This window comes from Xenorhabdus lircayensis, from assembly GCF_016306625.1.
Taxonomy (GTDB): Bacteria; Pseudomonadota; Gammaproteobacteria; order Enterobacterales; family Enterobacteriaceae; genus Xenorhabdus; species Xenorhabdus lircayensis.
This window is the reverse complement of sequence record NZ_JACOII010000016.1, coordinates 16,529-36,095: the sequence shown is the minus strand read 5'-3', so window position 1 is coordinate 36,095 and position 19,567 is coordinate 16,529. Positions and strand designations below refer to the sequence as shown.

The 19,567-nt window shown below is 42.7% G+C and carries 17 protein-coding genes and 1 pseudogene; 9 read left to right on the top strand and 9 right to left on the bottom strand.

The genetic code is table 11. The features are described 5' to 3' along the window. Positions 1-4: 4 nt before the first annotated feature. A complete protein-coding gene (gpt, locus tag H8A87_RS02340) occupies positions 5-472 on the bottom strand; it encodes a xanthine phosphoribosyltransferase (RefSeq protein ID WP_198688404.1) in 468 nt (155 codons plus the stop codon). A gap of 58 nt (positions 473-530) precedes the next feature. On the opposite strand from gpt, the gene H8A87_RS20165 reads away from it, so the two are divergent. Further along, entirely contained in the window at positions 531-653 is a 123-nt protein-coding gene (locus H8A87_RS20165; protein WP_269749509.1) for a hypothetical protein, read from the top strand. A 79-nt stretch (positions 654-732) separates the two neighbouring features. Next, a complete protein-coding gene (gene pepD, locus H8A87_RS02335; protein WP_198688403.1) occupies positions 733-2,193 on the top strand; it encodes a beta-Ala-His dipeptidase in 1,461 nt (486 codons plus the stop codon). Between the two features lie 107 nt (positions 2,194-2,300). On the opposite strand, the gene dinB is transcribed toward pepD, so the two are convergent. Then, positions 2,301-3,356 carry a DNA polymerase IV gene (gene dinB / locus H8A87_RS02330; RefSeq protein WP_198688402.1) on the bottom strand — a complete coding sequence of 352 codons (1,056 nt, stop codon included), beginning with the start codon at positions 3,354-3,356 and terminating at the stop codon, positions 2,301-2,303. Positions 3,357-3,434: 78 nt separating this feature from the next. Beyond that, a complete protein-coding gene (locus tag H8A87_RS20160) occupies positions 3,435-3,566 on the bottom strand; it encodes a hypothetical protein (protein WP_269749508.1) in 132 nt (43 codons plus the stop codon). Positions 3,567-3,732: 166 nt separating this feature from the next. On the opposite strand from H8A87_RS20160, the gene H8A87_RS02325 reads away from it, so the two are divergent. Beyond that, complete coding sequence (locus H8A87_RS02325) at positions 3,733-4,971, top strand: MFS transporter (protein ID WP_198688401.1); 1,239 nt, start codon at positions 3,733-3,735, stop codon at positions 4,969-4,971. 110 nt (positions 4,972-5,081) lie between these two features. On the opposite strand, the gene H8A87_RS02320 is transcribed toward H8A87_RS02325, so the two are convergent. Continuing rightward, entirely contained in the window at positions 5,082-7,124 is a 2,043-nt protein-coding gene (locus H8A87_RS02320; protein ID WP_198688400.1) for a choline transporter, read from the bottom strand. A gap of 210 nt (positions 7,125-7,334) precedes the next feature. Between H8A87_RS02320 and betI the strand changes: the two genes are divergently transcribed. From betI to betA, 3 genes are read left to right on the top strand one after another with little or no spacing between them, the layout of a single operon-like run. Beyond that, positions 7,335-7,931 carry a transcriptional regulator BetI gene (betI, locus tag H8A87_RS02315; RefSeq protein ID WP_198688399.1) on the top strand — a complete coding sequence of 199 codons (597 nt, stop codon included), beginning with the start codon at positions 7,335-7,337 and terminating at the stop codon, positions 7,929-7,931. 43 nt (positions 7,932-7,974) lie between these two features. Further along, complete coding sequence (gene betB, locus H8A87_RS02310) at positions 7,975-9,453, top strand: betaine-aldehyde dehydrogenase (RefSeq protein WP_198688398.1); 1,479 nt, start codon at positions 7,975-7,977, stop codon at positions 9,451-9,453. Positions 9,454-9,480: 27 nt separating this feature from the next. Continuing rightward, positions 9,481-11,163, top strand: coding sequence for a choline dehydrogenase (betA, locus tag H8A87_RS02305; protein WP_198688397.1), 1,683 nt, complete (start codon positions 9,481-9,483; stop codon positions 11,161-11,163). A gap of 160 nt (positions 11,164-11,323) precedes the next feature. Here the strand turns inward: betA and H8A87_RS02300 are convergent, their stop codons facing one another. Next, positions 11,324-11,761 (bottom strand): GNAT family N-acetyltransferase, encoded by a 438-nt coding sequence (locus H8A87_RS02300; protein ID WP_198688396.1) that lies wholly within the window; start codon positions 11,759-11,761, stop codon positions 11,324-11,326. A 189-nt stretch (positions 11,762-11,950) separates the two neighbouring features. Beyond that, the gene (locus H8A87_RS02295; RefSeq protein WP_198688395.1) at positions 11,951-12,466 is read right to left on the bottom strand and encodes a YtxH domain-containing protein; all 516 of its coding nucleotides are present in this window, start codon (positions 12,464-12,466) and stop codon (positions 11,951-11,953) included. A gap of 246 nt (positions 12,467-12,712) precedes the next feature. Here H8A87_RS02295 and H8A87_RS02290 point away from each other — a divergent pair. The 3 genes and pseudogenes from H8A87_RS02290 (at position 12,713) to H8A87_RS02280 (ending at position 16,716) form a co-directional block, all read left to right on the top strand. Further along, positions 12,713-15,022 (top strand): annotated as a pseudogene (locus H8A87_RS02290) (TonB-dependent hemoglobin/transferrin/lactoferrin family receptor). Between the two features lie 138 nt (positions 15,023-15,160). Beyond that, complete coding sequence (locus H8A87_RS02285; protein ID WP_198688394.1) at positions 15,161-15,676, top strand: sigma-70 family RNA polymerase sigma factor; 516 nt, start codon at positions 15,161-15,163, stop codon at positions 15,674-15,676. A gap of 173 nt (positions 15,677-15,849) precedes the next feature. Continuing rightward, positions 15,850-16,716 (top strand): DUF817 domain-containing protein, encoded by an 867-nt coding sequence (locus H8A87_RS02280; protein ID WP_198688393.1) that lies wholly within the window; start codon positions 15,850-15,852, stop codon positions 16,714-16,716. A gap of 259 nt (positions 16,717-16,975) precedes the next feature. Here H8A87_RS02280 and nqrM read toward each other — a convergent pair whose 3' ends face one another. The 3 genes from nqrM to nqrF form a co-directional block, all read right to left on the bottom strand. Continuing rightward, complete coding sequence (gene nqrM, locus H8A87_RS02275) at positions 16,976-17,200, bottom strand: (Na+)-NQR maturation NqrM (protein WP_198688392.1); 225 nt, start codon at positions 17,198-17,200, stop codon at positions 16,976-16,978. 14 nt (positions 17,201-17,214) lie between these two features. Beyond that, a complete protein-coding gene (locus H8A87_RS02270; RefSeq protein WP_198688391.1) occupies positions 17,215-18,243 on the bottom strand; it encodes an FAD:protein FMN transferase in 1,029 nt (342 codons plus the stop codon). Positions 18,244-18,338: 95 nt separating this feature from the next. Continuing rightward, on the bottom strand, positions 18,339-19,565 hold the full coding sequence (gene nqrF, locus H8A87_RS02265; RefSeq protein WP_198688390.1) for an NADH:ubiquinone reductase (Na(+)-transporting) subunit F: 1,227 nt from the start codon (positions 19,563-19,565) through the stop codon (positions 18,339-18,341). Between the last annotated feature and the right edge of the window lie 2 nt (positions 19,566-19,567).

The window sequence follows — 19,567 nt, the reverse complement described above, 5'->3', positions numbered from 1 at the left end:
AAGCTTATTGCTTATCACAAATAGGTGGAACAAATATGACTCCCATATCCCATGGCTGTTCAATCCATGTGTTTTGGGGAATATCAACAACATAACCATCCACAAGAGGACGACCAGCTGGTTTTGCGAAAATCGTTACAAAATGGGCTTTCGGATACATCTCACGGATTGCCTGCGCAGTGCCTCCGGTATCAACCAGATCATCAACGACGATAAAACCTTCACCGTCACTGTCACCTTCCGCTTTTTTCAATACATTCAATTCGCGCTGATTATTATGATCATAGCTGGAAATACAGACTGTGTCGACATGGCGAATTCCCAACTCACGTGCCAGCAATGCCCCCGGGACAAGACCACCACGGCTAACGGCAATAATGCCTTTCCATTGATCTACGGGAAGCAAACGTTGCGCTAATTGACGGGCATGGATTTGCAACATATCCCACGTTACAACATATTTTTCACTCATAAAATTTGGTCCTGGAAACTAAAGAATATTTCAGAAAAGTGTTTTTGCGGAAAAAAGGTTGCGCAAGATTATAGTGATTTGGGCAGACAAAAACCAGCAAAAACAAGGTAAGCCCTCATTCTGGCTGCGCATTGCAGGTAATAAAATGGTATTCTCAAGCATGGCATGGACATTGGAATAACGCTAGATAACAAAAGCGCCCCAATGCGTCAAATATTACTACTTTCATCTCACCAAGATGTCGTTACAGGAGATTCGCCGTGTCCGAATTATCAACATTATCCCCTCAGCCCCTTTGGGATATTTTTGCCAAAATTTGTTCCATTCCTCATCCGTCTTATCACGAAGAAGCGCTAGTATCCCATATCATTGAGTGGGCCAAAAACAAAGATTTCCATGTAGAGAAGGATGAAGCCGGCAATATTCTGATCAGAAAACCTGCTTCAAAAGGAATGGAAAACCGTAAGGCCGTCGTACTTCAGGCGCACCTTGATATGGTTCCACAGAAAAACAACGATACCCAACACGATTTCACAAAAGATCCTATCCGTCCTTATATCGACGGTGATTGGGTTACTGCTGATGGTACAACTCTGGGTTCTGATAATGGTATCGGCATGGCTTCCGCTCTGGCGGTATTGGCGGACGAATCCGTCAAACACGGCCCATTGGAAGTTTTATTGACCATGACCGAAGAGGCTGGCATGGATGGCGCATTTGGCCTGAAATCTGGCTGGTTGCAGGCTGATATTCTGATCAATACCGATTCGGAAGAAGAAGGTGAAATCTACATGGGTTGTGCAGGTGGCATTGATTTTATCACAACCTTGCAACTGTCCCGTGAAGCTCTAACGGCTGGCTACAAAACCCTGCAACTAACTATCAAAGGGTTAAAAGGTGGTCACTCTGGTGGTGATATTCATCTGGGACTGGGTAATGCCAACAAATTACTGGCTCGTTTCCTAACTGCGCATGCAGATGAGCTAAACCTGAAATTGATTCATCTCCAAGGTGGAACCCTGCGTAATGCCATCCCTCGTGAAGGTTCTACCGTGATTGCGGTTCCTGCCGATAAAATTGAAAAACTGCATCAACTAAAAGATAGCTATCTGGAAACACTGAAAAACGAATACGCGGTCGTTGAAGCCAATCTTACTCTCTTACTGGATGAAATCGAAACCTCATCACAGGCGTTAACGGCTGGTTGCCAAACCCGTTTCCTGTCCATGCTCAATACCATGCCTAATGGCGTAATCCGTATGAGTGACGTAGCTAAAGGCGTTGTAGAAACCTCGCTGAACGTTGGCGTTGTAACGATGGATGAAGAGAAAGCCGAGGTTATCTGCCTGATTCGTTCATTGATCGAAAGTGGCAAAACTTATGTTGTTGAGATGCTGCATTCTCTGGCAAAACTGTCTGGTGCAGAAACAGTAGCCAATGGCAGCTACCCGGGCTGGCAGCCTGATGCCAACTCCCCGGTCATGCATTTAGTTCGTGAAACTTATCACCAACTTTTCGACAAAACCCCAAATATCATGGTGATCCACGCTGGCCTAGAGTGTGGTCTGTTCAAAAAACCGTATCCTGATATGGACATGGTTTCCATCGGCCCAACCATTCGCGGTGCTCACTCTCCTGATGAGAAAGTGCATATTAAGAGTGTTGGTCAGTATTGGCAATTACTCACCGCAATATTGAAAGCTATTCCGGTTAAAGAGTGATGCCGAGTAATAATAAAAACAATAAAGAGTCATATTGCGCCTCCCCTGCCATCTGCTGTGGGGGAGATTCCCATCTTGTATGCCACCTCCTCTTTACCATTTCAAAATTACCACTCCAATAAGAGTTGACGTTCCAGTTGTGGATTTTGTAATGTCACATGCAGGCCGACCAACCGAACTCCCCGCCCTTCCCTGCGCATTTCCCAAGCCTGTTTTGCAACCTTAATCAGATCGGATTTATCCAACAAAGGATGGGTATGTTCCTGTGTTGTTAATTGAAAATCGTCAAATTTTAATTTGATACCCTGACGAGCAATACGAAAGTCGGGTTTTACCTTTTCTAGCCGTTTTTCCAGCTCAGGATAAAGCTGTTCAATCAACTCTACACACTCACACCACTCATGAATATCCTGTGCCAAAGTTTTTTCCACCCCAACAGATTTACGCAAGCGATCTGGCGTGATTTGCCGTTCATCAATGCCATGGCTGCGCTCCCAAAGCGCCAGACCAAATTTGCCCAAACTTTTAATTAACGCTAGCTTATCGTAGTGTTGAACATCAGAGCAGGTTTCCAATCCCATATCTGATAGACGTTTAGCCGTGACTTTCCCAACACCGGGAATCTTGCGTAATGGCAGTGATTTCACAAAGGTTTCTACGTGCTCAGGAGAGATAATATATTGACCATTGGGTTTATTGATATCAGACGCGATTTTGGCCAAAAACCTGACGGGAGCAACACCAGCGGATGCAGTCAATTGCAACTCATCAAAGATCACCTGACGAATTTCTTGGGCAATTAATGTGGCAGAACCGTGGCAATAATGGCAATCCGTCACATCCAGATAGGCCTCATCTAGCGAGAGAGGTTCAATCAGCTCAGTGTAACGGGAAAAAATCTGACGAATATGTTGAGACACCTCTTTATAAAGTGCCATTCGACCGGGGATCACTTTCAATTGAGGACAAAGTTTTACCGCCATGGCTGTGGGCATCGCACTATGTACTCCAAAACGACGGGCGTGATAATTGGCCGTACTAATCACACCTCGCCGGTCCGCACTTCCCCCCACTGCAATAGGAATATCGCGGAATGTTGGGTTATCCCGCATTTCAATGGCGGCAAAAAAGCAGTCCATATCAATATGAATAATTTTGCGCATTTGATCTCCCCATGCCAGAACACTGTATAAATATACATAAAGAGATCATGAAACTCTAGCTAATTTTTTAAGCAAATTTCAACGAGTTAATTTACCTGAATGCAAACTCGTATCCACCAAAACTGGCACCAATGCCATCATGCCAAGCAGCGCCCCAACCCAACCAATGGAAGGCAAACCATATAAAAATTTATTATGCTCTAACGCCATTCATCATTCAGTTTCAACATATACCCAATAGATTTCAAACTGCAACGCAGCCAGCAAAGCAGCAACTTGAAAGATGAAGGGTATAAAAGTGACATTAATACATTTCATATGTACCATTAGCTAAATTTATCAACAAATAAAGTTATTAATAAGTATAAGGGTAATAATGAAAAATAATATTTCATTTTTTTTATATCAAATATCTGATATTTTATTTACATCCTCTACAAGGGCTTTTGGCATGTTATTTTCATGGTGGATGATTGAGGTGCTAAATCTAGATTTTCAGCTTGGATGGTTTATTTTTACATCGTGGTTCTTACAAGTCGTATTCCTAGTTTTCATGAGTAACCTTGGAGATACATTCAATAAAAAAAATATAATATTATTTTGTATAACCCCAACCTCATTACTTTTTATTTTCTCTAATTTTATAGATAACAATCTATATCTCCCCTTAGGAATAATATATATTTTCGCTTCGATTTCAGCCATACTCATTCAACCAATTGGTACAAGCATCCTTCCGGAAATAAGTAATAAAAATAAATTAGAATCTGCATTTAAGTATAGAGGGATCGTTAATTCCGTTAATATCATCCTTGGCCCGGCTATATCTGGAATTATAATCCATTACTTAAAAATTGATGGTGCTTTAATTTTCATTTCCTTAATGTCTCTTTCATCAATCATCGGGTTTTATTTTATAAAAAATCAACAAAAAGAAAAGCCATTGCAACACCATAAAAGTAATATAAAAAGTATTAAAATCATTACTAAAAACCCTACAGAAACAAGTTTAGTTATCGTTTCTTCTTTTTTTAATTTCACCATAGTTCCATTAGTAACCTATATAACACCACTTATTATTTTAAATGAATTTAAACTTAGTGCTTTACATGTGGGAATTGCCGAAGCAACATTTGGGTTAGGTATGATGATTGGTAGTGTCATTGTGATTAAAATAATAAATAAAATATTTTGCAAAGCTCATAGTGCATTTATTGCAGCATTCACTATATCTGTATGCATAACGGGAATATCCACTGCAACCTCCTTAATTGGATTATGTAGTTATATGTTAATTAGTGGAATAGGGGTGGTTATTTACAATATAAACACCACTTCAATTCGATGTCTTGCAACCCCAGAGACTCATCGTAATACAATGGAATCTAAATTTCTCGCTATCTGCATCATGTCAATACCGTTAGGTATGGTATCTGCAACATATATCATAGAAAGTTATGATATAAGAATTTTATTATTAATATTTTCTGCCTTAATGGGATTGATGTCGTTTCTTGTTTTGTTTTCACCAAGATATGTTGAAATATCAAAAATGTCAGAATCTCAATTGGATGGTCATTATGGTAAAATTTATCCCGATGCTTATCATTCATAAAATGGATAAAAATATCCTAATTAATTTTAAACGATAAAATTAATTCTCTATTTTGATAAAAGAATCGCCTGCAAGTTCATATAACACAGGCGATTCTTTATCACTTGATCTTATCCTCCACTTGGAAAAATCAATGTCTGTCCCGGTGCTTCGCGGTTCAAGTGAATAAAATTCAGATGTTTTTCATAGTGGTCAAGAATATCGCTAATGATTTGCTCTTTCGTATAATTCATCAAATCATTGCCCTGTGTTCCTTCCATCAGAAAAGTTTCCAGCCGGTAATAATAAGATTTGCCCGATCTTGCTCGATAGGTAAATCCAGGCACAGAATAACGTTGCGGCCAGATCTGATAGACAAAATTTTGTTCATCACCCAAATCAACAACCAGCTCAAATGGGTTCAGCCGCTTGTCTTCTTTCGGGGGTAGGGCATTAAATTGGGCTTTCGCACCACTCAAAACTAACTCTTTCGCGACTTCCAGCATGGCTGGACGACATACCCTATCCAGCATACGTTGGGTATTTTTCGTGCCAGGGAAATGCATCATACGGCTGAGGCGCTGCTTCCAGTTCAATGAACCATTATCATGCACAAGAGTAGGAGAAGTATTTTGTAACGAACTCGCTTTTCTAAAATCTTCTACACGCAATGACTTATACAATCCCGCCATCACAAAGAAGATCACAAAACTAAAAGGTAGCCCCATTATGACCGTGGTATTTTGCAAAGCAGAAATGCCGTCAGTCATTAATATGCCCAGTGTTAATACCCCAATCGCCACAGACCAGAAGATGCGTAACCAATTAGGGGCATCATTATTGATATCACTGAGATTGGAAGTGAAATTCCCCAAAACCAGCGAGCCAGAGTCCGCTGATGTCACATAAAACAACAATCCCGTAATTGTGGCAACAGAAGCGCTAAACGTGAATGCCGGATAAAGCGCCAGCAAACCATAAAAACCCTGCTCCGGGTGTTGTAGCACGGTTTCTGCCAATTGGCGATTACCATGAAGGATTTCATACAACACACTGTTACCAAAAATCGATAGCCATAACAGTGTAAAAACAAATGGAATGACTAATGTTCCCATAACAAACTGACGAATAGTTCTGCCACGGGAAATACGCGCCAAAAACAAGCCAACAAACGGCGACCAAGCCACCCACCACGCCCAGAAAAATAGCGTCCAATTATTCATCCATTCTGTCGGACGTTCAAATGCAAAACTGTTCAGTGTCATGCCCATGAAACGACTAATATAGTCTCCAACATTCTGCACTAACCCGTTAAGCAGGAATTCAGTATCGCCCACAAACAAGATAAACAAGACCAGACCAAGTGCCAACAGCACATTCAATTCGGACAAAAATCGAATCCCCTTATTCACCCCAGAAGTCACAGAGACAATAGCCATCACCACAGACAGCAGTATCAAACCGCCCTGAACCCCCAAGCCCTGTGGCAATCCAAAAAGCACTTTTAGGCCGTAATTCAGCTGTACCACCCCAATACCTAACGTGGTTGCAATCCCAAAAGTCGTCCCTATCACTGCCGCAATATCCACGGCATGACCAATTGGGCCGTTTATTCGATTACCAAAAATAGGATAAAGTGCTGAACGAATAGTCAAAGGCAAGTTATAACGATAACTAAAATATCCCAGTGCAATTCCCATCAAAGCATACATAGACCAGCCCGTCAGGCCATAGTGGAACAGTGTCCACACCATCGCCTGACGAGCTGCTTCAATCGTTTCTCCTTGACCTGTTGGTGGCCGCATATACTGCGTCACGGGTTCAGCCACCGAGAAAAACATCAAGTCAATGCCTATTCCAGCGGCAAACAACATAGCCGCCCAACTGAGCAAACTAAATTCCGGCTTAGATTGCTCTGGCCCCAATTTGATGGAACCAAAACGGGAAGCAGCAACAAAAATGACAAACACGATGTAAAGCGTAGCAGCCAGCAAATAGTACCAGCCAAAAGTTTTAGAGACCCTATTCAGGGTGTTTTTTATCCAGATACTTGTTGCATCAGTGAAAAAAATCGTGAATAACGAAAAAATGATAATCAGTCCAGCAGAAGTGAAAAAAACGACAGAGTTCAGTGTATCCTTCTGAGTGTTTTTTGGACTGTCTTGTGTGCTCATAGGCAGTTCCTGAAATTAATGGAAGTGAAAGTGCAGAAAAAGAATAATGGACATAACCAATTGAATTAAAATTAAAATTTAAGTCACATTGAATAATTTCGATTATACTTTGTGAAAATATTGTAATAAAACATATTTAATTTTGATTGAACATTCAATCAAAAAAAAGTTTAATAGCTGCCTAGTGATTGATTTGCTGAATATAAAATCATGCCAAAAATTGGAATACAGTCGATAAGAAAACAGCAACTCATTGATGCAACATTAGCCGTCGTCAATGAAGTTGGAATGCAGGAAGCAACTATTGCGCAAATAGCCCGAAAAGCCGGGGTCTCCAACGGAATTATCAGCCACTATTTCAAAGATAAAAATGGGCTACTGGAAGCCACCATGCGTTACTTATTGCATCAACTGGGAATGGCAGTAGCCCGCCGATTACGCCTGCTTGACAACGCAACCCCCATTCAAAGGCTGAAGGCCATTGTCGAAGGGAATTTTGATCCCAGCCAAATCAGCAGTGCAGCAATGAAAACTTGGTTGGCATTCTGGGCGAGTAGCATTCATCAGCCCAACCTGTATCGGTTACAACAAGTCAATGAACGCCGTTTGTATTCCAATATCTGTGTCGAATTTAGACGCACCCTGCCCAAAGCAGAAGCTCGACTGGCGGCACAAGGTCTTGCTGCATTAATTGATGGTATTTGGCTGAGAAGTGCGTTAAGCAGCAAGCCTTTTGACATAGAAGGGGCATTCAAGATAACCATCAATTACATCGAGCAGAAACTCGGCATATCAGATATGACCTGAATTCTAGCTTACAACCTAATGGATAAGCTCTTAAGGAGAATCTATGACCCATTTTGGATTACAGAAACTTTATATCCACGGCGCTTATGTTAATAGTACCAATCCCAACCACACGACTTTTGATGCAATCAATCCAGCCAATGGCGAAGTTATTGCTCAATTTCAATCCGCAACCGAGCAGGATGTTGATCTAGCCGTCGAAAGCGCCCATAAAGCGCAAAAAATCTGGGCTGCCATGACGGCGGTGGAACGTTCGCGGATCTTGCATAAGGCAGTCAATATCTTGCGTGAACGCAATGATGAACTGGCTGAATTGGAAACACTGGATACTGGCAAACCACTTTCTGAAACTCAGCAGGTTGATATTGTCACTGGCGCTGATGTACTGGAATATTATGCTGGTTTGATCCCAGCCCTTGAAGGCCAGCAAATTCCACTGCGTGAATCTTCTTTCGTGTATACGCGTCGTGAACCATTGGGCGTCGTGGCGGGTATCGGGGCATGGAACTACCCCATTCAAATCGCCCTCTGGAAATCAGCACCAGCTCTGGCAGCCGGCAATGCCATGATTTTCAAACCCAGTGAAGTCACTTCCCTAACCGCCCTGAAATTAGCTGAGATCTATACCGAAGCAGGTTTGCCCGATGGCGTGTTCAACGTCTTGACTGGTGCGGGTCATGAGGTGGGGCATTACCTGGCAATCCATCCTAAAATCGCCAAGATGTCTTTTACTGGTGGCATTGTCACAGGCAAAAAAGTCATGGCAAATGCTTCTGGCTCAAGCTTAAAAGAAGTCACAATGGAATTGGGCGGCAAATCTCCGCTGATCATCTTTGATGATGCCGATCTAGATCGTGCCGCCGATATTGCTATGATCGCAAACTTTTTCAGTTCAGGTCAGGTTTGCACCAACGGGACACGAGTCTTTATTCCCAAAGCACTGCTCCCACAATTTGAAGCCAAAATTCTTGAGCGTGTTAGACGCATTCGCATTGGCGCACCGCTCGATCCCAACACCAACTTTGGCCCTCTGGTGAGCTTCCCACATATGGAATCCGTTTTGCGCTATATTGAAAGCGGCAAAAATACTCCTGCTCGCCTGCTCTGTGGTGGTGAACGTCTGCTGGAAGGTGAACTGGCGGAAGGCGCGTTTGTTGCACCAACGGTATTCAGTGACTGTACCGATGATATGCTGATTACACAGGAAGAAATCTTTGGCCCTGTGATGTGCATCCTGTCTTATGAAACGGAGGATGAAGTCATTGCCCGAGCCAATAACACCCATTACGGCTTAGGAGCAGGGTTGGTGACCAAAGATCTTTCCCGGGCACACCGCGTGATCCACCAACTGGAAGCGGGGATCTGCTGGATCAACACATGGGGAGAATCTCCGGCGGCCATGCCTGTCGGTGGTTATAAACATTCCGGTGTTGGCCGCGAAAATGGGCTGGTCACACTACAACATTACACACAAACCAAATCAATACAGGTGGAACTGGGCAATTTTGAATCCCTATTTTAATCCATGACTGAAACAGAGGGGATAACAATGGTATTTGATTACATTATTATCGGTGCAGGTTCAGCGGGTAACGTACTTGCAACTCGTTTGACGGAAGATCCCGATGTTACTGTCCTGCTGCTTGAAGCAGGTGGGCCAGATTACCGATTCGACTTCCGTACTCAAATGCCAGCGGCGCTGGCATATCCTTTGCAGGGAACCCGTTATAACTGGGCATATGAAACCGATCCTGAACCCCATATGAATAACCGACGCATGGAATGTAGTCGCGGTAAGGGGCTTGGTGGATCTTCACTGATCAATGGCATGTGCTATATCCGTGGCAATGCAATGGACTTTGATCATTGGGCAATACAACTGGGTCTGGAAGACTGGACTTATCTTGATTGCCTCCCTTACTTTCGCAAGGCAGAGTCACGGGATACTGGCGAAAATGACTATCACGGCAGTGACGGGCCAGTCAGTGTCATGACTCCCAAGGCGGGAAATAATGAACTCTTTCACGCGATGGTAGAAGCGGGTATCCAAGCGGGTTATCCATGTACTGATGATCTGAATGGCTATCAGCAAGAAGGCTTTGGCCCGATGGACCGCACTGTCACCCCTAACGGGCGTCGTGCCAGCACAGCCCGTGGCTATCTGGATCAAGCGCGATCACGCGCCAATCTCACCATTATTACTCATGCTTTGACCGATACCCTCGAATTCGAAGGAAAGACAGCTATCGGCGTCAATTTTTATCAAGGCAATAGTTCGGTTTTAACCCAAGCAGCAGCACGTAAAGAAGTTTTACTCTGTGCAGGCACAATCGCTTCTCCACAGATTTTGCAGCGTTCAGGCGTTGGCCCAGAGGAAATATTGAACGAGTTTGGCATTCCTGCGGTACAGGTATTGCCGGGAGTTGGGCAAAACCTACAAGATCACCTTGAGATGTACTTGCAGTATGAATGCTTAAAACCCATTTCCCTCTATCCGGCACTGAAATGGTATAACCAACCTCAAATCGGTGCTGAATGGTTATTCAAAGGCACAGGCATTGGTGCCAGTAATCAATTTGAAGCTGGTGGTTTTATTCGTACCAGTGAAAAATTTGCTTGGCCAAATATTCAGTTTCATTTCCTGCCCGTTGCCATTAATTACAACGGCAACCATGCCGTCAATCAACATAGCTTTCAGGCCCACGTTGGTTCCATGCGTTCACCAAGCCGTGGACAAGTGAAAATCACATCACGAGATCCACGTCAGCAACCCAGCATTCTGTTCAATTACATGTCAACAGAACAAGATTGGCAGGAATTCCGCGATGTTATTCGCATTACACGGGAAATCATGGCTCAGCCTGCGCTGGCTCCATATTGTGGACGAGAAATCAGACCGGGCACAGAAATCCAGACAGATGAACAACTCAATACCTTTATTCGTGAACATGCCGAAACTGCATTTCACCCATCATGCAGTTGCAAAATGGGGACAGATGAAATGGCAGTCGTAGATGGCCAGGGACGTGTGCATGGCGTTAAAAACCTGCGTGTTATTGATGCTTCCATTATGCCTAAAATCATTACCGGTAATTTGAATGCCACTACAATTATGATGGCAGAAAAAATAGCTGATAAAATTCGAGGAAGATCTCCCCTACCACGCAGTCAGGCGAAATATTATGTTGCCAATAACGTACCTGCTCGTCAATTAGCACAAAATAATCAATAAATAAATTTATTCTCACGAAAACAGAATAAACTACTAATATGGGAAATTGAGTGATTCATGCAATATTGTTTGCACACTCACTTTTCCCGTATTGATATTTCAAATAGTGATAATTATTACTTTTCGATATCAAATTCTTTCAAATTCATCAAAAAAATGATTACGCCAAGTCCAATGTCATAAAGATATGTTCCGCGCCCTCTTCCAAATAAATTTCACCGTGAGCCTGATAACCAAGGCTTTCATAAAATGGTTGAGCATGACATTGCGAGGATAACCCAATAGTTATAATGCCATTTTTTCGTCCATAATCCTCAACAAACTCCATGACCTTACGACCTATTCCCCGACCGCGATAATCTTTCAATACCGCAACACGTCCAACTTTAAGCACGTTATTGTCCTTTGGGAACGCTCGTAATACACCAATTGGCTTTTCATCATCAAATATCACGACATGCAGGGCAATATCATCGTATTCATCAATATCAATTTCTGCTGCAAATCCCTGCTCATCCGTAAATATTTGTTTGCGGATGGTGAACGCTTGCTGAATTAACGTGGAGTCCTGTCTTCCTAAGCTGTGTTTTATTTTCATTATTATGTCCTGAGTGTGATTTACAAAGTAAATCCTAACCTACTTTTAAATAGATAAGTAAGTCAAGTCAGAAGGATAGAACGATAATTCAGTTGAAATCATGTAAAAATAAGGGTGATCATTTACAGATCACCCTCGCGATATTAATTCATGTTCACACCAACAGGATATCGAGTCGATAAATTAACCTTATTCTTTTTTATCGCTGTCACCTTTAAGGCTATTGAGTAAATCATCCGTTTTTTTATCAGCCTCAGATTTTATTTCTTCCGTTTTCGACTTCATTTCATCTGAAAGTTGATTGATCTTGTCAGTGGCCTGATGCTGTATATCTCCTGTTTTCGCTTTCATATTATCCATCAAATCACCCGCTGTCTTAGTGGCCTCATTCTGCATATCTGCCATTTTAGACTTCATTTGATCGGCTACATCACTGACGGAATTACTGATTTGGCTTTGCACTTCTTTGGACTTATCAACAATACCATGGCTTTCATGCAGAGCACTCTCCTTCATTTCCTGCGATTTTTCTTTTGCACTATCCATCATGCCTGTGACTTTCTGTTCAGCATCAGTTTTCGTTTGTGCTGCGCTTTCTTCAGTTTGCTGTGCAACCTCTTCCGCTTTTTTAGAAGCGTCATCACAGCCAACAATCAGTGCCACAATACCTGCCAAGATCAGAGAACTAAGAATCTTTTTCTTCATTGACTAACTCCCCGTACTTACGGAAATTGCACTTACGTAAATGACCTCGCCGATGAGTGTTCTGGCCATTCTGTGCCATAACATCCCACAAGCACTTTGCTCCCATTGCTGACATAGTCAGCAGTTGAGAAGGCGTAACAAACTAGACAAAAACAAAAATAATTCTCATTTTGATTTGCCCGATTTCCTTTCTCAGGTGACTTATAACAATGAAAATACTTTACTTGATCATATTCCAGGAAATTTATGGCAAATAATAGTCAAAAATTAGAAAAACGCCCACTCGTAACCGTGATTCAAAAAATTTTGAGCAGTACATTCTCAGGGACATTAGTGTTGGGGGCTGCATTCTCCAGCCCTGTTTACGCTATTGAAAATCCAGCTGAACAAAAAGCTGAAAAAAAAGATGAGGTGGTGAAATTATCTACACTTTCCGTTGTAGGAAGTTTACACAATAGCACCAGTGCGGGTAGTTCAGTGCTCAAAAAAGCAGATATTGACCGAACTCAAGCCGATAACGTTGCACAATTGCTTGATCAACTTCCCGGTGTTTCGATGTCAGGCTCTCCGCGTCCCGGTGGGCAAACACTGAATATCTGGGGCATGGGAGAATCAGAAGATGTCAAAATCACTCTGGATGATTCTCCAAAAGGATTCGAGAAATATCGTCAGGGTTCTATCTTTATTGAACCAGAGTTAATCAAGCGTGTAGATGTTGATAAAGGGCCGCACAATTTGCTGAATGGTAATGGTGGGTTTGGTGGTTCCGTCAAAATTGTGACAAAAGATGCCACAGACTTATTACGTCCTGATGAGGATTGGGGTGGCTTTATCAAACAGAGCTACCACACGAATGACAGGCAATGGATCAATAGTGGCGCAATATACGGCAGAGATCCCAACGGCTTTGTTGATGGATTGCTCTATGTCAGCAAACGCGATGGTCATAATATTAAGCGCCCTGATGGCACACGCTTTGAGTATTCGCAAAACAACCAAACGTCCTATTTATTGAAAACCAATATCTACCCCAGTGACACGCATACATTGAGCTTTTCAGCCATGCGCTCCGAATCCGATGGCTAGCAGCCGTGGGCGGTTAAACGGGATGAGATGGAGGTTCCGTCAATCAGCGATGTAAAACAATATGGCTGGGATGGGGCATGGAAGAGAAAACTTGTCTTTCGTAATCAAGTCGACCAAAACTATACGGCCAAATGGAATATCGCACCGGAAGATCATCCGTGGCTAAATCTGACAATGACCTATGCTTATTCTAAAACCAAGCAAGATGATAGCCGCCCAGAGAATTCTTCAAAATATTTCGGTGGATTAATGGGTAATAAAAGCTGGGTTGCTTACATCGATAATATCGCTGATATCAGCAATAAAAGCGTATTCTCAACAGGTATAGTCGAACATGAATTATTGGTGGGAACTCGTTGGCATAAGAATAACCGCGACGTTTTAATGTTCGATAAGAGTAAGAAAAATAACGCCGAGTATAATTATGGCTATTATCAACCTTACTATATGCCAGCCGGTAGTCAGCAGATTTACAGCATATATATTCAGGATTCGTTAAAACTGGGCAATGTTACTGTAACTCCGGGGGTCCGCTACGACCATATCAAAAATATAGGTGAAGAGAATAAGGCGCATAGATTTAACGACAAGTCACCAAAAGTAAACCATGACTATAGTAGTGTAACTTATGCTGGCTGGTCGCCTCATTTAGGCATGGTGTGGCAAGCCAGCAAAAATCTTTCACTGTTTGCGGATATCAGCCGTACATGGCGAGCACCCGTGGTTGACGAGCAATATGAGGTTCAGTCAAATGAAACCAATCTCCCCGGCTCCAGCCGTAATCTTGATGTTGAAAGAATGACAGGAGTACGCCTCGGCGCAATTTTCGATTTGGATAATCTGATGCTTAAAGATGACAATCTGCAAATTCGCACCACCTTGTTCCACAACCGTGGTAAAGATGAAATTTTCAAAAGACGTGGGATGTATTGTGAAGCTCAAGTTGAAAGTGATTCTAGCAGTTCATGTGGAAAACCACTGGCAAATTATCGCAATCTGCCGGGCTATACCATTGAAGGTCTGGAAATTGAGACTTTCTATGACAGCAGAACGCTATTCGGTAAATTCTCTTTCTCCACAATACGTGGCCAGCGTGATGCTTCAATGCGAGATCCATGGTTAGGTCGCAAAACCTGGATTACAGAAATTCCGCCGACTTCTGCACATGCCATGCTAGGGTTCAAGATCCCACAATGGCAGATGACGATGGGTTGGAAAGGTGACTTTATTCGTAAGCAAGATCGTTCACCAGTTGATGATGACCCAATGTCTGAATCCTGGGCACTGCCAAAAAGCAGCGGTTATGCCCTGCATGGCCTGTTTGCTAGCTGGCGTTCTCCTTATATGAAAGGCTTTGAAGCCCGCATCACTATCGATAACCTGTTTAACCGTGCTTACTCTCCTTACTTAGGGGAAGAGGTTTCGGGCATTGGCCGTAACTACAAGTTCAGTATTTCACAGCAATTCTAACTGACATTTAATCACTCACTTTTTAACCCTCTTAATTTTTAAGGGGGTTAAGCCTAAAATGCTACATTGACTTCCCTCCACTAAATACAAATAATAATCATTATCGTATTTATCCTACCTCATTTAGGTAATATCATCATGGCGGTGCAAAAAAGCACATTTGGGCACAATGAAATCGCCCATAAACTCTATTTCGACCACCACCGTTGGTTATGCTGCTGGGTCAGACAAAACAGTGCCTTTCCGAACCATGCTGAAGATCTCACCCATGAAATCTTTATCAAACTGATGCAGTCTTCGGATCTTGCAGATATCCGCCAGCCAAAAGCCTTTTTGATGACGATAGCCCGAAGAACCATCGCTAATCACTACCGCAGGAAAAAACTTGAGGACGGTTATCTGGAATATGTCCGTACAGTGCCTAAAATTTCATCAAATTCTTCTGAATATCAGTTTTTGCTGTTAGAACAGTTAGACAGGATAGATAAAACTCTCGATGAGCTTCCGACAAAAGCCCGACAGGCATTTTTGCTGACACAACTGCAAGGGATGCGCTATAAAGATGTGGCGGAAGACCTTGATGTTTCAATGAGTTCGGTAAAAAGCTACTTACAGCAAGCTCATAAGAAGTGCTCTCTTCTTTCTCTCCTGTAATAAATCAATGTTCCAACAGCAGATCACCTTACAAAGACTATTTTTCAGCCAAGAGCTGGCCTTTTACCGGAGGGGTGCTGGTGAATGGTTATTCAAATCCTGCTAGAATTCGCAGCGTGAAATAAACATTATCGTAGTGAGTTGACAGAAAATAATACCAACAGGTTAAGTAAATGGAAAGTATGTGCCAGAAACTGAATGTTCTGCGTAAAGTTGATAACTTATTAATGGCTCATAAGCCTAATAACAGCACGGGTATTAAGCGATTTATTTTAGAATTTCTTTTCTTTGGATTGATTAATGCACGCTCGTGCTTATTTGCTGGTTTCTTTTTTTTGGCTTTATTTTTGGTGCCGGCAAAAGGCATCGTAGGCATACCGCGTTATGATGTGCTATTAGTATTTGCAGTGGCCTTTCAAGCATTACTGATATGGTCAAAACTCGAAACATGGGATGAATTGAAAGCGATCGGCGTCTTCCACTTAGTCGGTTTCATAATGGAGTTATTTAAAACATCAGCATCGATTAGTTCATGGCAATATCCTGATGCCGCGTTTACTAAACTTTGGGGAGTACCACTATTTACAGGTTTTATGTATGCGGCCGTGGGGAGCTACATTATACAGTCATGGCGCTTTTTTAAGGTACGTATTGAGCATTACCCACCGTATTGGATGGCAACACTGGTGGCACTGGCAATTTATATCAACTTCTTTAGTCATCATTATATTGATGATTATCGCTGGTACTTAACTGCTTTTATTTTCGGTTTGTATGCACGTGGTACTGTTTTTTATACGCCGTTGGATAAAGAATGCAGAATGCCACTATTACTTGCTTTTATACTGATTGGCTTTTTTATTTGGCTGGCGGAAAACTTCGGGACTTTCTTTGGGATCTGGCAATACCCACATCAATTAGGCGCTTGGTCTGTTGTTCATGCAGGAAAATGGGGGGCATGGTCATTATTAGTGGTTGTTACCTTTACGATTGTAGTTCACCTTAAACATATCAAAGCGAATGTAGCAATTTCCCGTTAATTTAGCCATGTCTCTTTTTCATGCATAACAGTATGAAACGATATTATCCTAGAAAAATCAGAGGATTATTTGTTGGCAGTGAAAGATATAATCAACCGACACTGGCAGCCGAAGTCAACGCACAATTTCAAACTATGCGTTAGCCCTAATGTCTGTATGTTTTCTCGTTCTGTAAAAACCCGCTGCTTTTTCTAACAACGGGTTATACTCAAATACTATTTCTCAACTGATTACTAATTTTTTAATAACAGACCTGTTATTACAGAATGCGATTTTTCGCCAGCTGGGCAAGACGAGCTGCTTCCCTTGCCTCACGCTTTTTACGGGCATCACAGGGTTCAGGGCAATCACACACTTTTTCAACACCAATGCTGCCTAAACCGCCACAGCTTCCCTGAATGCTCTTGCGCTTAAAGATGTAACCCAGTGCCATTCCCACAAAAGCCAACAGGAAAAAGATAAAGGTAGCAATAAAGACTTCCATAACTTCTTTCTCTCTTATTTCTTCTGTAAGAATGGCTTAAAGGCTGTACTATAACGCTCTTCAAAACCATCTTTCGTTTTTACAATCATAAAGACAGGAATATTCAGCTTCTCAGCGACTTCCATTCCTTTCTCCGGTCCCAATACATCCAGCCCTGTAGAGAAACCATCCGCACTCATGCACGTCGGTGCTATCACCGTAATGGAAACCAAATTATGACTGATCGGCTTGCCTGTCTTAGGGTTAATAGTATGAGAATAACGTACACCATTTTGTTCGAAATAATTGCGGTAATCACCCGACGTTGCCACAGACATATTGCCCGGCTCAATGATCTCCTGAGCACTCTGTGCCAAGCCAGTATCCGATGGTTTTTCAATCGCTATCCGCCACGGATTTCCTTTGCCATTGTTACCCAATGTGCGAACTTCACCGCCAATATCAACCATGTAATTTTTGATGTTGCGCGATTCCAGATACTCTGCGACAACATCAACACCATAACCTTTGGCAATGGAAGAGAGGTCAACATAAAGTTCAGGGATGGATTTAATCAGATTATTGCCTTCAACAGACAAGTTATCGATACCCGTCCAAGCACGGCGAGTGGTTAACTCTTCATCCGTCGGCGCTTTAGTAATTCGCCCTTCCGGCCCGAATCCCCACAAATTCACCAATGGGCCAACAGTGATATCCAGTTCCCCTTCTGTCAGCTTATTGATTCGGATCGCTTCCTTGACGACTTTCGCCGTAGCGGCAGATACCGGAAAAGGTTTATTCACTTCACGGCTTTGATTAAAACGACTCAATTCAGAATTTGGCCGGTAAGTGGACATCTGGTCGTTCACTTCTTCCAGCAGCCGATCAATCTCTTTTTGCAGGTTTTCTGGAGTTGGTGCAGATGAATCAGCAACATATTTAACGGAGTAATAAGTCCCCATCGTCTGCCCATTCAGGTTTTGCTGTTCGGGGCCACCACATGCAGCCAGCAGTACAACCGCCAACAACAATACCCCCCAATTGATAATTTTTTTACTCATCATAACTTACTCTTTCTGACTCATTTTGGCTCTTTCTGAATCGTCAGCGCCCACTGTATGTGGGCGCTTGTCGTTAAATCAAAATATTACTATACCCATCAGCCGCCGAAATCATCCAGCATGATGTTTTCATCTTCTACGCCGAGATCTTTCAACATCTTAATCACCGCAGCGTTCATAACCGGAGGCCCACACATATAGAATTCACAGTCTTCTGGTGCTGGATGATCTTTCAGGTAGTTCTCATACAGAACATTATGAATAAAGCCTGTGTAACCATCCCAATTATCTGCCGGCAAAGCATCAGAGAGTGCGACATGCCATGTGAAGTTCTCGTTTTCCGCGGCCAGTTGGTCAAAATCTTCGGTATAGAACATTTCACGCTTAGAACGTGCACCGTACCAGAAGGTGATCTTACGTTTAGAGCTTAAACGTTTGAGCTGATCGAAGATGTGAGAACGCATTGGTGCCATACCTGCACCACCACCAATGAAGATCATTTCTGCATCAGTGTCTTTCGCGAAAAATTCACCGAATGGGCCAGAAATTGTCACCTTATCACCCGCTTTTAACGACCAAATGTAAGAGGACATGATACCCGGCACAACATCTGGGTTTCTTGGTGGTGGCGTTGCAATACGCACGTTCAGCATGATGATGCCACGCTCGTCCGGATAGTTTGCCATTGAGTACGCACGAACAGTCGGTTCATTGACTTCAGAGACATAACGGAACAGATTGAATTTATCCCAATCTTCACGGTATTCCCCTGGTACGTCATAGTCAGAATAACGGGCAACGTGTGGAGGGCATTCAATCTGAATGTAACCACCTGCACGGAATGGCACCACTTCCCCATCAGGAATTTTTAGCTTCAATTCTTTAATGAAAGTTGCTTTGTTATCGTTGGAGATAACTTCACATTCCCACTTCTTAACGCCAAAGATTTCTTCTGGCAATTCGATTTTCAGGTCTTGTTTAACGTTGACCTGACATGCCAAACGGCAGCCTTCTTTTGCTTCACGCTTATTAATGTGGGAAAGCTCAGTTGGCAGGATATCACCGCCACCGTCTTTGATTTTCACACGGCACTGACCACAAGAGCCACCGCCACCACAAGCAGAGGAAACGAAGATTCCCTGATTGGAAAGCATGTTCAACAATTTGTCACCGGCGGGAGCAGAGAAACTTTTATCTTCATCGCCATTGACTTCAACTTTAATATCCCCTGTGTTTACTAACTTAGATTTTGCGAACAAAATCATTGCCGTCAGCACCAACACAATCAGGGTAAACATTACTACGCCTAGAATGATTATATCCATGA